This window comes from Lactobacillus sp. ESL0700, from assembly GCF_029392095.1.
GTDB lineage: Bacteria > Bacillota > Bacilli > Lactobacillales > Lactobacillaceae > Lactobacillus.
In genome coordinates this window covers 749,921-766,660 of sequence record NZ_CP113930.1, presented here as the reverse complement: position 1 = coordinate 766,660, position 16,740 = coordinate 749,921, and the positions used below count along the sequence as shown (strand labels likewise).

At 41.9% G+C, this 16,740-nt stretch carries 1 protein-coding gene; it reads right to left on the bottom strand.

Translation table 11 applies throughout. From position 1 onward, the window contains the following. Nucleotides 1-265: 265 nt before the first annotated feature. Entirely contained in the window at nt 266-16,453 is a 16,188-nt protein-coding gene (locus OZX63_RS03765) for an SLAP domain-containing protein (protein ID WP_277163680.1), read from the bottom strand. Between the last annotated feature and the right edge of the window lie 287 nt (nt 16,454-16,740).

The following is a 16,740-nucleotide window of genomic DNA, read 5'->3' as shown; positions in this document are numbered from 1 at the left end:
ATCTTCAATGTAAATATATTCATAGATACTAAACTGCTTTTTAAAAATAACAATTATGTAAAATAACGACAAATTTATAATAGGTAAATTTTTTATCACATCTAGTCTTTATTATCTAGGTAAAAAATTAATAACAAACTGGTCTTTTTTTGACTCTTTTAAAAAACAATTCTTCCTTAAATTTTGAAAATAAATTGTATACTATTTCGATACCAAAAAAGCATCCCCAGATTGAGGATGCTTTCTTAATTTAACTTAACTGTTATTATTTTTTGAAGTTTGCGACTAAAACGTAACGACCATGACGTAGGTGGTAGTACTTTCTACCCTTAATTGTCTTAGTACCATAAGTCTTAATCTTTTGACCCTTTGCTAGCATCTTAGTGCTAATCTTGTGGCCCTTCTTGTCATAAACATAAGCATTGTGCTTCAAGCGTAATTCGCTACCCTTGAAGTTGCCGGCTGCAATGTACTTACCATGCAACGTGTTGTAGAACTTCCGACCATTGATGTAAACAGTCTCAAAGGCCTTCATCTTCTTACCACGCTTTAATGTTGTCTTGCCAACCCGCTTACCTTTAGAGTTGTAAACATAAGCGTTGTGCTTCAAATCGCCTTCAAAACCGATGAAGTTACGAGCAACTGCATAGTGATCATCACCAATGTAGTAGTAGTAACGACCGTTGATAAGTTGTTCATCGCCGTAGGTCTTAACCATTGTGTTGATTCCCATGACGAGATTATTTACCCGGTTACCATTCTTATCGTAAACATAGGCATTGTGATGTAACTTTCTAATCACTGCATCATCTGTAGCATTCGAAGCTGAAGTAGAAGCTGAGTTTGAGTTAGATACCATTGAATTTGGTACATAACCGCCGCCGTTGCCGCCATTCCAGTTACCGCCGCCGTTATCCCAGCTGCCGCCACCATTATCAGCATTTGACTTAGAAGTGCTTTCACTAGCACTATTAGCAGCTGATGTTGATGCACTGGCACTGGCTGAACTTGTGCTGATGCTTTCGCTCGCACTTACGACAGCTGATGTACTCTCGCTTGCACTCTTTGATGTACTTGCACTAGCTGAGCTATTGCTATCGCTAATTGAAGTACTCAAACTTTCACTGGCACTGCTTACAGCTGAGTCGCTGCGGCTAATCGAATTGCTGTAGCTTTGACTAGTACTGTCAGCATCTGACTTGCTATTGCTGTCACTAGTTGATCTGCTCATGCTTGCCATGTAGTCGCTTGTACTGATTGATACGCTGAAGCTTTCGCTAATGCTATCGGCAATTGACTTGCTTTGGCTTTCGCTATGCGATCTACTCATGCTTGCAAGGTAATCACTTGTACTAATCGAGTTGCTGAAGCTTTCGCTTTGACTAAGAACGATTGAGTTGCTTAAGCTAATTGAAGTGCTGTAACTCTCGCTTGCTCTGTCAGCTAAGAACTTACTGTCGCGTTGACTTGCTGAAGTGCTCAAGCTTGCAGTGTAATCACTGTTGCTGATTGAAAGACTAAAGCTATCACTTTGACTTTCTACAATTGAATTGCTGAAGCTGAGTGAAGTACTGTAGCTCTCGCTTGCTCTGTCGGCTGCGAACTTGCTGTCTCTCTCACTTGCTGAAGTACTCAAGCTTGCGGAGTATGAACTGTTGACAACTGAGTTGCTGTAACTTTCGTGTGCGCTGCTTGCTAATGACTTTCTTTGACTCTCGCTTGTTGATCTACTCATGCTTGCAAGGTAGTCACTCAAGCTAATTGAGTTACTGAAGCCATCGCTTTGACTTGCACCTAATGAATTACTGTCACTCATTGAAGTACTGTAGCTGTTGCTGTTGCTTTCAACAATTGAATTGCTTTCACTCAGTGACTTACTGTAGCTTTCACTTGCACTAGCTGCAGCTGATTGGCTATCACGTTGACTAGTTGAAAGGCTCAAGCTTGCAGAGTATGAACTGTTGTTGACAGACTCACTATAGCTATCACTTGTACTATCAGCTTGTGACTTGCTGTTGCTATCACTAGTTGAACGACTGTTGCTTGCAGTGTAATCACTTTCGCTCAATGATTCGCTTAAGCTTGCATTTTCACTAGCAGCGAGTGAGTTGCTCTTACTAATTGAAGTACTGTAACTTTCACTCAAGCTGTCAGCAGTAAACTTACTGTCACGTTGACTTGCTGAAGTACTCAAACTTGCAGTGTAATCACTGTTACTGATTGAAATACTGAAGCTGTCGCTTTCACTTTCAGCGATTGAATTGCTTGCGCTTGCTGATTGACTGTAACTTGCACTCAGGCTGTCAGCTACCGATTTACTGTCGCGTTGACTTGCTGAAGTACTCAAACTTGCAGTGTAATCACTGTTACTAATTGAAATACTGAAGCTATCACTTTGACTTTCAGCAATTGAGTTGCTGATGCTTGCTGATTGACTGTGACTTGCACTTAAGCTGTCAGCTTCTGACTTACTCTCACTTGCACTAGTTGAAAGACTCAAGCTTGCGGAGTGAGAACTGTTAGTTACTGAGTTGCTGTAGCTTTCGCTTGCGCTGTCGGCTTGTGACTTACTCTCGCTTGCACTAGTTGAACGACTGTTGCTTGCGGCGAAGTCACTATCACTTACTGACTTGCTGTAGCTAATGCTTTGGCTTTCAACTAGTGAATTACTTTGACTAATTGATTGGCTGTAGCTTTCACTCAGGCTGTTAGCTACTGATTGACTGTCGCGCTTGCTTGCTGAAGTACTCAAACTTGCAGTGTAGTCACTATTACTAATTGAAAGACTGAAGCTGTTGCTTTCGCTTTCAACAATTGAGTTGCTCTCGCTAGTTGACTTGCTTGCACTCAAGCTCAAGTCAACTGATACTGAAGCACTGTTACTCAATGATTGACTGTAACTCTGGCTTGCACTTACTTCCGTAGATTTACTTTCGCTTGCACTCGTCGATACACTCTGGCTGTAGCTTTCACTCAGGCTGTTGGCTACTGATTGACTGTCGCGTTGGCTTGCTGAAGTACTCAAACTTGCAGTGTAGTTGCTATTACTGATTGAAAGACTGAAGCTATCGCTTTGACTTTCTACAATTGAATTGCTTGCACTTACTGAAGCACTGTAACTTTCGCTTGCGCTATCAGCTTGCGACTTGCTCTCGCTAGTTGACTTGCTTGCACTTAAGCTTGCGGAGTGAGAACTGTTGTTAACTGATGCGCTGTAGCTCTCGCTGGTGCTGTCGGCTTGTGATTTACTTTGACTTGCACTTGTTGAACGGCTGTTGCTTGCAGCGAAGTCACTATCACTTACTGACTTGCTGTAGCTGATGCTTTGACTTTCAACAATTGAGTTGCTTTCACTAGTTGAAGTACTGAAGCTTGCACTTGCGCTGTCAGCTTCTGACTTGCTCTCGCTAGTTGACTTGCTTGCACTCAAGCTTGCGGAGTGAGAACTGTTGTTGACTGATGCACTGTAGCTTTCGCTGGTGCTGTCGGCTTGTGATTTACTTTGACTTGCACTTGTTGAACGACTTGTGCTTGCAAGGTAATTGCTGTCGCTGATTGAAAGACTGAAGCTATCACTCTGACTTTCAGCAATTGAGTTGCTTTCGCTAGTTGACTTGCTTGCACTCAAGCTCAAATCAACTGAAACTGAAGCACTGCTACTCAATGATTGACTGTAACTCTGACTTGCGCTCGTTTCTGTAGATTTACTTTCGCTTGCGCTAGTCGATACACTCTGACTGTAGCTTTCACTTAAGCTATTAGCTACTGATTGACTATCACGTTGACTTGCTGAAGTACTCAAACTTGCAGTGTAATTGCTATTACTGATTGAAAGACTGAAGCTATTGCTTGCACTCTCAACAATTGAGTTGCTCTCACTGATCGACTTGCTTGCACTTAAGCTCAAGTCAACTGATACTGAAGCACTATCACTCAATGATTGACTGTAACTCTGACTTGCGCTTGTTTCTGTAGATTTACTTTCGCTTGCGCTAGTCGATACACTCTGACTGTAACTCTCACTAGCGCTATCAGCTGCTGACTTACTGTCACGTTGGCTAGCTGAAGTACTCAAGCTTGCGGAGTAAGAACTGTTGTTGACTGATGCACTGTAGCTTTCGCTGGTGCTGTCAGCTTCTGATTTACTCTGACTTGCACTCGTTGAACGACTTGTGCTTGCGAGGTAATCACTGGTACTTACTGAATCACTGAAGCTCTTACTTTGGCTAGCAACTAATGAGTTGCTGTCACTTAATGAAGTGCTTGTACTGTCAGCGGTTGACTTACTATCACTTTGACTAGTTGAAGTACTTTCACTAGCACTTACGCTGGTACTCTCAGCAGTTGACTTGCTTTGACTTGTACTTGTTGAGCCACTTTGACTGAAGCTTTCACTTGCACTGTCTGCTGTTGACTTACTGTCACGTTGACTTGCTGATGTACTCAAGCTTGCCGAGTATGAACTGTTGTTGACTGATGCGCTGTAACTTTCACTTGTACTGTCAGCTAATGACTTACTATTACTGTCACTAGTTGAACGACTTGTGCTTGCAAGGTAATTGCTGTCGCTGATTGAAAGACTGAAGCTCTCGCTCTCACTAACAACAATTGAATTGCTTGCGCTAAGTGATTTGCTTGTACTCTCAGCAGTTGACTTACTATCGCTTTGGCTTACTGAAGCACTTGCGCTCGATGCAGAAGTACTGTCACTCAATGAAGTGCTGTAGCTTTGACTTGCGCTATCGGCAGTTGACTTGCTATCACTAGCACTGGTTGAACCACTTTGACTGAAGCTTTCACTTGCACTAACTGCAGTTGACTTACTGTCCTTCTCACTTGCTGATGTACTTAAGCTTGCGGAGTAGGAACTGTTGTTGACTGAGGCACTGTAGCTTTCACTTGTGCTGTCAGCTAATGACTTGCTTTGACTCTCACTAGTTGAACGACTTGTGCTTGCAAGGTAATTGCTGTCGCTTACTGAAGTGCTGAAGCTCTTACTTTGACTTGCAACCAATGAGTTACTGTCACTCAATGAAATACTTGTACTGTCAGCGGTTGATTTACTATCACTCTGACTTGTTGATGTACTTACACTGCCACTTTCACTTGCACTGTCAGCAGTTGACTTGCTTTGGCTTGCGCTTGTTGAACCACTTTGACTGAAGCTTTCACTTGCACTAACTGCGGTCGACTTACTGTCCTTCTCACTTGCTGATGTACTCAAGCTTGCGGAGTAGGAACTGTTGTTGACTGAAGCGCTGTAACTTTCACTTGTACTATCAGCTTCTGACTTGCTTTGGCTTGCAGCTGTCGAACGACTGTTGCTTGCGGCGAAGTCACTATTACTGATTGAAAGACTGAAGCTGTTGCTTTCGCTTTCTACAATTGAGTTGCTTTCACTAGTTGACTTGCTTGCACTCAAGCTTTCATCAACTGATACCGAGCCACTTTCACTCAATGATTCACTGTAGCTTTGACTTGCACTTGTTACTGACGAATTACTATCACTTAATGATTCACTGTAACTTGCACTTGCACTATCTGCAGCAGACTTACTATCGTTTTGACTAGTAGATCTACTTACACTTGCAATGTAGTTGCTTTCACTTAATGATTCACTGTAACTCTCACTTGCACTGTCTGCAGCGGATTTACTTTCCTTTTGACTAGTTGAAGCACTCAGACTTGCTGCATAAGAACTGTTGTTGACTGAATTACTGTAGCTTTCACTTACGCTATCAGCTAACGACTTGCTGCGACTCTCACTAGTTGAACGACTTGTGCTTGCAAGGTAATCACTTGCACTGACTGAATCACTGAAGCTCTTGCTTTGACTGGCAACTAATGAATTACTTTCACTAGCTGAAGTACTTGCACTATCGGCTGTTGACTTACTGTCACTTTCACTAGTTGAAGTACTCAAGCTTGCACTTGTACTGGTGCTGTCAGCGGTTGACTTGCTATCACTAGCACTGGTTGAACCACTTTGACTGTAACTTTCACTTGCACTTACGGCTGTTGACTTACTGTCCTTCTGACTAGCTGAAGTACTCAAACTTGCGGAGTAAGAACTGTTGTTGACTGATGCACTGTAGCTGTTGCTTGCACTGTCAGCTAATGACTTACTGTTGCTTTCACTCGTTGAACGACTTGTGCTTGCAGCAAAGTCACTATCACTTACTGATGTGCTAAAGCTCTTACTTTGACTAGCAGCTAATGAATTGCTTGTGCTATTTGAAGCGCTTGTACTATCTGCAGCTGATTTACTGTCGCTTTGACTAGTTGAAGTACTCAAGCTTGCACTTGTACTTGTGCTGTCAGCGGTTGACTTGCTATCACTAGCACTTGTTGAACCACTTTGACTGTAACTTTCACTGGCACTTACGGCAGTTGACTTACTGTCCTTTTGACTAGCTGATGTGCTCAAGCTTGCAGAGTATGAACTGTTGTTGACGGATGCGCTGTAACTTTCACTTGTACTGTCGGCTAATGACTTACTATTGCTTTCACTCGTTGAACGACTTGTGCTTGCAAAGTAATCACTAGTACTTACTGAATCACTGAAGCTCTTGCTTTGACTTGCAGCAACTGAAGAACTTGCACTCACTACTGAATTACTATCACTCAATGACTTGCTGTAACTTTCACTATTACTATCAGCAGTTGACTTACTATCGCTTTGACTTGTCGAAGTACTCAAACTTGCACTTGCGCTTGTACTGTCAGCAGTTGACTTACTATCACTTGCACTGGTTGAGCCACTTTGACTGTAGCTTTCACTTGCGCTATCAGCTGTCGACTTACTATCTTTTTGACTAGCTGATGTACTCAAGCTTGCGGAGTAGGAACTGTTGTTGACTGATGCACTGTAGCTATTGCTTGTACTATCAGCTTCTGACTTGCTTTGACTTGCACTCGTTGAACGACTTGTGCTTGCCAGGTAGTCACTGTCACTTACTGATGTGCTAAAGCTCTTACTTTGACTTGCTGCCAATGAGTTGCTTGTACTATCTGAAGCGCTTGTGCTATCAACTGTTGATTTACTATCACTTTGACTAGTCGATGTGCTTGCACTGGCACTTACACTTGTACTGTCAGCTGTTGATTTACTGTTGCTTGCACTTGTTGAAGCGCTCTGACTTGCTAAGACATTACTGTCACTGATCGAAGTGCTAAAGCTTTCACTCGCACTAACTGCAGTTGACTTACTGTCTTTTTGACTTGCTGAAGTACTCAAGCTTGCAGAGTATGAACTGTTGTTGACTGACGCACTGTAGCTGTTGCTTGTGCTGTCAGCTTCTGACTTGCTTTCACTTGCACTAGTTGAACGACTTGTGCTTGCAAGGTAGTCACTGGTACTTACTGAATCACTGAAGCTCTTGCTTTGACTAGCAACAGTTGAATTGCTTTCACTAGTTGAAGTACTTGCACTATCGGCTGTTGACTTACTGTCACTTTCACTAGTTGAAGTACTCAAGCTTGCACTTGTACTTGTGCTGTCAGCGGTTGACTTGCTATCACTAGCACTTGTTGAACCACTTTGACTGTAACTTTCACTTGCACTGACTGCAGTTGACTTACTGTCCTTTTGACTGGCTGAAGTACTCAAACTTGCGGAGTAAGAACTGTTGTTGACTGAGGCACTGTAGCTGTTGCTTGTGCTGTCGGCTAATGACTTACTGTTGCTTTCACTAGTTGAACGACTTGTACTTGCAAGGTAATCACTAGTACTTACTGAATCACTGAAGCTCTTACTTTGACTGGCAACAGTTGAATTGCTTTCACTAGTTGAAGTACTTGCACTATCTGCAGTTGACTTGCTGTCGCTTTGACTGGTTGAAGTACTTGCACTGGTTGAAGCATTTGTGCTATCGGCTGTTGATTTACTGTTACTTGCACTGGTTGAACCACTTTGACTGTAACTCTCGCTTGCACTATCAGCTGTCGATTTACTGTCCTTTTGACTAGCTGATGTACTCAAGCTTGCGGAGTAAGAACTGTTGTTAACTGAGGCACTGTAGCTTTCACTCGTACTATCAGCTTCTGACTTACTTTGACTGGCACTTGTTGAACGACTTGTGCTTGCAAGGTAATCACTAGTACTTACTGAGTTACTGAAGCTCTTACTTTGACTGGCAGCTAATGAGTTACTTGTGCTATCTGAAGCGCTTGTACTGTCTGCAGCTGATTTACTATCGCTTTGACTAGTTGAAGTACTCAAACTTGCACTTGTACTTGTGCTATCAGCTGTTGACTTACTGTTGCTTGCACTCGTTGAGCCACTTTCACTGTAACTTTCACTTGCGCTAACTGCTGTCGACTTGCTGTCTTTTTGACTAGTTGAAGTACTTTGACTATAGCTCTCGCTTGCGCTCACTGCAGCCGAGTTACTATCCTTAATTGAATTACTGTAACTCTGACTGCCGCTATCAGCTATCGACTTACTATCACTAGCACTCGTTGAGCCACTCTCACTGTAACTTTCACTTGCACTGACGGCGGTTGACTTACTGTCCTTTTGACTAGCTGATGTACTCAAGCTTGCGGAGTAAGAACTGTTGTTGACTGAGGCACTGTAGCTATTGCTTGTACTGTCAGCTTCTGACTTACTTTGACTTGCACTTGTTGAACGACTGTTGCTTGCTGCAAAGTCACTATCACTTACTGATGTACTGAAGCTCTTACTTTGACTTGCGGCCAATGAGTTGCTTGTACTATCTGAAGCGCTTGTACTGTCTGCTGTTGACTTACTATCACTTTGACTAGTCGATGTGCTTGCACTGGTTGAAGCATTTGCGCTATCTGCAGTTGATTTACTGTTGCTTGCACTAGTTGAGCCACTTTCACTGTAGCTTTCACTTGCGCTAACTGCTGTAGACTTACTGTCCTTTTGACTTGTTGATGTACTCAAGCTTGCAGAGTATGAACTGTTGTTGACTGATGCGCTGTAGCTGTTGCTTGTACTGTCAGCTTCTGACTTGCTTTGACTTGTGCTTGTTGAACGACTTGTGCTTGCTGCAAAGTCACTAGTACTTACTGAATCGCTGAAGCTCTTGCTTTGACTAGCAACAGTTGAATTGCTTTCACTAGTTGAAGTACTTGCACTATCTGCAGTTGACTTACTATCGCTTTGGCTTGTCGATGTGCTTGCACTGCCACTTACGCTTGTACTGTCAGCAGTTGATTTACTGTTGCTTGCGCTCGTCGAAGCACTTTGACTTGCCAAGACATTACTGTCACTGATTGAAGTACTGTAGCTTTCACTTGCACTTACTGCTGTCGACTTACTATCTTTTTGACTAGCTGATGTACTCAAGCTTGCGGAGTAAGAACTGTTGTTGACTGATGCGCTGTAGCTGTTGCTTGTGCTGTCAGCCTGTGACTTACTATTACTTTCACTAGTTGAACGACTTGTGCTTGCAAGGTAGTCACTGGTACTTACTGAGTCACTGAAGCTCTTACTTTGACTTGCTGCCAATGAATTGCTTGTACTATCTGAAGCGCTTGTACTGTCAGCAGTTGACTTACTGTCACTCTGACTAGTCGATGTGCTTGCACTGGTTGAAGCATTTGCGCTATCTGCAGTCGATTTACTGTTACTTGCACTCGTTGAGCCACTTTCACTGTAGCTTTCACTTGCACTAACTGCAGTTGACTTGCTGTCTTTTTGACTAGTTGAAGTACTTTGACTATAGCTCTCGCTTGCGCTCACTGCAGCCGAGTTACTATCCTTAATCGAGTTACTGTAACTCTGACTACCACTATCAGCTATTGACTTGCTGTCACTAGCACTAGTTGAGCCACTTTCACTGTAGCTTTCACTTGCACTTACTGCAGTTGACTTACTATCCTTCTGACTAGCTGAAGCACTCAAGCTTGCTGAGTAGGAACTGTTGTTGACTGATGCACTGTAACTTTCACTCGTACTATCAGCTTCTGACTTGCTTTGACTGGCACTCGTTGAACGACTATTGCTTGCGGCGAAGTCACTGTCACTTACTGATGTACTGAAGCTCTTGCTTTGGCTTGCTGCCAATGAGTTACTTGTGCTATTTGAAGCACTTGTGCTATCAGCTGTTGATTTGCTATCGCTTTGACTAGTTGATGCGCTTGCACTGGTTGAAGCATTTGTACTGTCAGCAGTCGATTTACTATTACTTGCACTCGTTGAGCCACTCTCACTGTAACTTTCGCTTGCACTTACAGCAGTTGATTTACTGTCCTTTTGACTTGTCGATGTGCTTTGACTATAGCTCTCGCTTGCGCTCACTGCTGCCGAGTTACTATCTCTTGCACTTTCTGAAGCACTCAAACTTGCAGAGTAAGAACTGTTGTTGACTGAAGCGCTGTAGCTGTTGCTTGTGCTATCAGCTTCTGATTTGCTTTCACTGGCACTCGTTGAACGACTTGTACTTGCCAGGTAATCACTGGTGCTTACTGAATCACTGAAACTCTTGCTTTGACTCGCAACTTGTGAATTACTTTCACTGGCTGAAGTACTTGCACTATCGGCAGTTGACTTGCTGCTGCTTTCACTATTTGAAGTACTTGCGCTGTCTGCTGCACTACTGTCTTTCTGACTATTCGACGTACTTGTACTTGCTGAAACATTGCTGTTACTAATCGAAGTACTGAAGCTTTCACTGGCACTGACTACTGTTGAGTTACTGTCCTTTAATGATTGGCTGTAACTTTGGCTCGCACTATCTGCTAATGACTTGCTATCCTTTTGACTTGTCGATGTGCTTGCACTAGCACTGATAGACGTTGACTTGCTGCTGCTTTCACTATCTGAAGTACTTGCGCTGGCTGCTGCACTACTGTCTTTCTGACTATTCGACGTACTTGTACTTGCGGAAACATTACTGTCACTGATTGATGTACTGAAGCTTTGGCTAGCACTCACTACCGTTGAGTTACTGTCCTTTAATGATTGGCTGTAGCTTTCACTAGCACTCTCAGCAGCGGACTGACTATCTTTGATACTTGTTGAAGTACTCAAACTTGCCGAGTAAGAACTGTTGTTGACTGAGTTGCTGTAACTCTCACTGGCACTATCTGCCTGTGATTTACTTTGACTTTCACTCGTTGAACGACTACCGCTTGCAAGTGAATCACTCTGACTTACTGAGGTACTGAAGCTTTCGCTTTGACTCGCACCACTTGCGTTACTTGCATCGACAGCTGAGTTACTGTCGCTCAATGACTTGCTGAAGCTTTGACTATTGCTGTCTGCAGCTGATTTACTGTTACTTGTACTCGTTGAAGCACTTTGACTTGCTGAAACATTACTATCACTAATCGAAGTACTGAAGCTCTTGCTTTGACTGGCAACTTCTGAATTACTGTCACTCAATGACTTGCTAAAGCTTTGACTATTACTATCAGCGACTGACTTACTGTCCTTTTGACTTGTCGATGTGCTTGCACTTGCACTGATAGATGTTGACTTGCTGCTGCTTTCACTATTTGAAGTACTTGCGCTAGCCGAATCATTGCTGTCGCTTTGGCTCTTTGATGTACTCTGGCTTGCGGAAACATTACTATCACTAATCGAAGTGCTGAAGCTTTGACTTGCACTGACTACCGTTGAGTTACTGTCCTTTAATGATTGGCTGTAACTTTGGCTCGCACTATCTGCTAATGACTTGCTATCCTTTTGACTTGTCGATGTGCTTGCACTAGCACTGATAGACGTTGACTTGCTGCTGCTTTCACTATCTGAAGTACTTGCGCTGGCTGCTGCACTACTGTCTTTCTGACTATTCGACGTACTTGTACTTGCGGAAACATTACTGTCACTGATTGATGTACTGTAACTTTGGCTCGCACTCACTACTGTTGAGTTGCTGTCCTTTAATGATTGACTATAACTTTCACTAGCACTATTGGCACTTGACAGACTATCTCTGATACTTGTTGAAGTACTCAAACTTGCTGAGTATGAGCTGTTGTTGACTGAGTTGCTGTAACTCTCACTAGTACTGTCGGCCTTTGATTTACTTTGACTTTCACTCGTTGAACGACTACCGCTTGCAAGCGAATCACTCTGACTTACTGATGTACTGAAGCTTTCACTTTGGCTGGAACCATTTGCATTACTTGCATTGACAGCTGAGTTACTGTCGCTCAATGACTTACTGAAGCTTTGACTATTACTATCAGCAGCTGACTTACTGTCCTTTTGACTTGTCGATGTGCTTTGACTGGCTAAGGCATCGCTATCATGTACCGATGTACTAAAGCTCTTGCTTTGACTGGCAACTTCTGAATTGCTGTCACTGACTGAAATGCTGTAACTTTGACTGGCACTATCAGCTAATGACTTGCTGTTGCTCTCACTAATCAATTTGCTTGCGCTAGTACTGTCAGCTGTTGACTTACTGTCACTCTGACTTGTCGATGTACTTTGACTAGCTGAAACGTTGCTGTCGCTTTGGCTCTTCGATGTGCTCTGACTGGCTGAGACATTGCTGTCACTGATCGATGTACTAAAGCTCTTGCTTTGACTAGCAACTTCTGAATTGCTGTCACTGACTGAAATACTGTAACTTTCACTGGCACTATCAGCTTCTGACTTACTGTTGCTTGAACTTGTTGAAGCACTTTGACTAGCTAAAGCATCGCTATCACGCAATGATCTACTGTAACTTTCACTAGCACTATCAGCTGTCGACTTACTATCTCTTTGACTAGCTGAGGTACTTAAGCTTGCTGAGTAAGAACTGTTATTAACTGAATTGCTATAGCTTTCACTGGCACTATCTGCCTGTGATTTGCTTTGACTAGCTGCAGTTGAACGACTTTGACTGGCTAAGTAATCACTCGTACTTACTGAGTCACTGAAGCTCTGGCTTTCACTTTGAGCCTTTGAATTACTTGCACTGTTACTATTAGATGCTGAAGCATTGTCATGACCTGAAGCACTAACCATTAAGCTAAAGCTTTGACTTTCACTTACTACTTTCGAGTTACTGTCACTGATTGAAGTGCTATAACTCTCGCTAGTACTATCGGCTTTTGATTTACTGTCATGTTGACTAGCTGAGGTGCTCGTACTTGCTGAAATATTACTATTATTAATTGATGTACTATAGCTCTGACTTTGACTCTCAGCTTTCGAGTTGCTATCACTGATTGAAGTGCTATAACTCTCGCTAGTACTATCGGCTTTTGATTTACTGTCATGTTGACTAGCTGAGGTGCTCGTACTTGCTGAGGCATCACTTGTACTTACTGATAAGCTAAAGCTCTCGCTTTGACTCTTAACCTTCGAATTGCTCTCACTTGTTGAAGTACTATAGCTTTCACTCTGACTGTCAGCCTTGGATTTACTGTCATGTTGACTAGTCGAAGTACTTGCACTGTTACTATTAGATGCTGATTCACTATCATGCTTACTTGTTGAAGCACTCGTACTTGCTGAGGCATCACTTGTACTTACTGATAAGCTAAAGCTCTCGCTTTGACTCTTAACCTTCGAATTGCTCTCACTTGTTGAAGTACTATAGCTTTCACTCTGACTGTCAGCCTTGGATTTACTGTCATGTTGACTAGTCGAAGTACTTGCACTGTTACTATTAGATGCTGATTCACTATCATGCTTACTTGTTGAAGCACTCGTACTTGCTGAGGCATCACTTGTACTTACTGATAAGCTAAAGCTCTGACTTTGACTCTCAATCTTCGAGTTACTGTCACTGATTGAGGTGCTGTAACTTTGACTATTACTATCAGCTTTTGATTTACTGTCATGTTGACTAGCTGAGGTACTCGTACTTGCTGAGACATTACTATTGCTAATTGAAGTACTGAAACTCTCACTAGCACTGTCTGCCTTTGACTGACTATCCTTTTGACTCTTCGATGTGCTTAAACTAGTTGATGCATTCGAATTACCTGAATCTGCTATTGCCGAGGCAAATGAATCTTCTAAACTCTTTGAATTACTGTCTGCTAATGACTTACTATTACTCTCACTAGTTGAACGACTTGCGCTTGCTGAGGCATTGCTGTCACTGATTGAGGTACTGAAGCTCTGACTTTGACTCTCAACCTTCGAGTTACTTGCACTGATTGAATTACTATAACTTTCACTCGTACTATCGGCATCGGACTTGCTGTCGCTTTGACTCTTTGATGTACTCTGACTTGCTGAGATATTACTGTTGCTAATTGATGTACTGAAGCTCTCACTAGCACTGTCAGCCTTTGACTGACTATCTTTTTGACTCTTCGATGTACTCAAACTAGTTGATGCATTCGAATTGCCTGAATCTGCTATTGCCGAGGCAAACGAATCTTCTAAACTCTTGGAATTGCTGTCTGCTAATGACTTACTATTACTTTCACTTGTTGAACGGCTGGTACTTGCTTTATAGTCGCTAGTACTGATCGAATTACTAAAGCTTTCACTCTTACTATCAGCTATCGATTGACTGCTGCTTTGACTCATTTGCGAGTTATCAACTAACAGACTTTCAATTGCTGAGTGTACTGCTTTATCCGCTTGACTTGCCGCATCTGATAATGACCGCTGCTTACTTGCTGATAACTCCTGTCTTTGTGACAACAATGATGAATGCAAACGACTAGTTTCATCAGTTGCACTTTCATTCATACTAGTACTGTGATAACTAGCTGATCTACTTTCTGAAGACATGTAAGCTGATGCTGATTGTGAAACTGAATTATATTCAGCTTCTTTCGAATTCAATGCTGAATCTGCTACTGAAGAAGCATTTTTACTTGCCGACAAACTTGTTGAAGCAGAGGTAGAAATTGCTGTCAGTTTGCTTTGCGAATTTGACAAACTTGCCTTAATTGATGATGAATTATGTGCTCCTGCACTTGCCGCAGATCTAGAATTCTCATTTGATACTGCCGCATGCATTGACGAGTTGCTACTACTCAAAGCAGAATAGCGTGAAACTGTTGAAGCATAGTTAGCACTTGTTACTTTTGAGTCACTTTCACTATTAACAATACTCGTTGACAAACTCTTAGAATCACCATACGAAGCTGCACTCAAACTTGCCATATCTGAGTCCTTCAGTGAATTACTATGACTGATTGAATGACTCAGATCGAAGGCTTCAGATTTCATACTGTCAATTGCCGAACTTGCAGCTGAAATTGAGTAGCTCATATCCACTGATTTGGCACTCGACAAAGATTCTGAATATGAATTCATTTCGGAAATAACATTCGAAAGTGCCGTGCTGTCTTTCTGACTCGCTGAAGCTGCTTGCTTACTTCCTTCAATTATCCATTTACTTGTTGACTCAAAACTTGAACTTTTTTCCGTACTAGCAGCTTGACTCATTGAAGCAGCTGTACTGGCTGCATTTGATATCGAAGCTTCATTACTTTCTTCATTACTAATTGCAGTACTTTGTGAACCTGAATCGGAAAAGCTGCTGTTCTTATAATCTGAAAAGCTTTGACTCTTACTCCCTTGCACACTAACACTATATGAAGACAGCAGACTGGCACTCTTACTATCATTGTAGCTTCCTGCTTGATCACTCTCCAGACTAGCTGAAGCTGCTTTACTGCTCTCCACCTCTTCTTGAAAATCAGTACTATCTTTAATAACAGTTGAATTTAGTTTGGAATCATTGTCGATCGCCAGCGAAGTACTATTTGAATCCTGATCGACAATCATACTGTTAAGATTATTATCATCATCATTCATTCCTGCAAGCATCTGACTGTCAGCTATACTGGCAGAAATTGACTCTGACAATGACTTGGATCTTACAGTTTGCGATGCAAAACTCTTTGACCCTGATGTATCAGCACTATTACTAGCTAAACTCTTGGACTTTGAATTATATACATAAGAAGTTAACGAAGAGTGATTGGCACTAGTATTATTAAAATCATTGGCTACTGAACTAGCTTCTGAAATAATTTCATAACTAGTTTTTGAATTTGAGCTTTGAGCTGCTGGCGTCCCTTTTTCAGCCTGTGATTGTTCTTTAACTTGATCTGCCTTGCTGGTGGCACTTGTCGAAGCTGAGGCTGTAGTTGACGCAGAACTAGCCGTTGACTGTGACTTAGTCACTGTACTTTGTGCTTCATTTTGATCGACAGCGGACTGTGAGTTAGTACGAACTGTTTCATCTGTAGTCTCAGTCTGCTTTTGACTAAGTGCCTCAGACGTATTAGTCGAATTACCTTGCACAGTCTGCTTTTGCGTAGTCTGTGAAGCGGGAATCACTGCTGAATTAGCATTAACCAATAAGTGTTCATAATTAGTTGTCTTAACCTTAGGAACATTAGTCGCCGCGTGCGCTACTTGTGGGGAATTTAACAAACCTCCTAGAATACCGCCAAGTCCAGCAGTACCAGCTGCTAATAAATTACGCTTAATTGAACGAATTTTATCTAATTTTTCTTTTTCACTTAACTCTTTCTTTAAATTTTTATTTTGATCTGAATTTACCATTATATACACCTAACTTAATAATAGTTAACTTTGTTTTCATGATGGTTGTCCATTACTTGATATCAAATTCAATTAACACCAATTAAACTAGAGAAAGCTGCTCGCATCATTACAATATGCAATAATAAAACCGAACTATCTGTTATCTCTATCAATAACAATTACATTAATATACAAGTCACATAGTTGACAACATAACTATAACAATTATTATAATGATTATCATTGTGAATTCAACGTCAATCGACATGCAATTAAGACATTAATTTATAACAAACCTATGTACA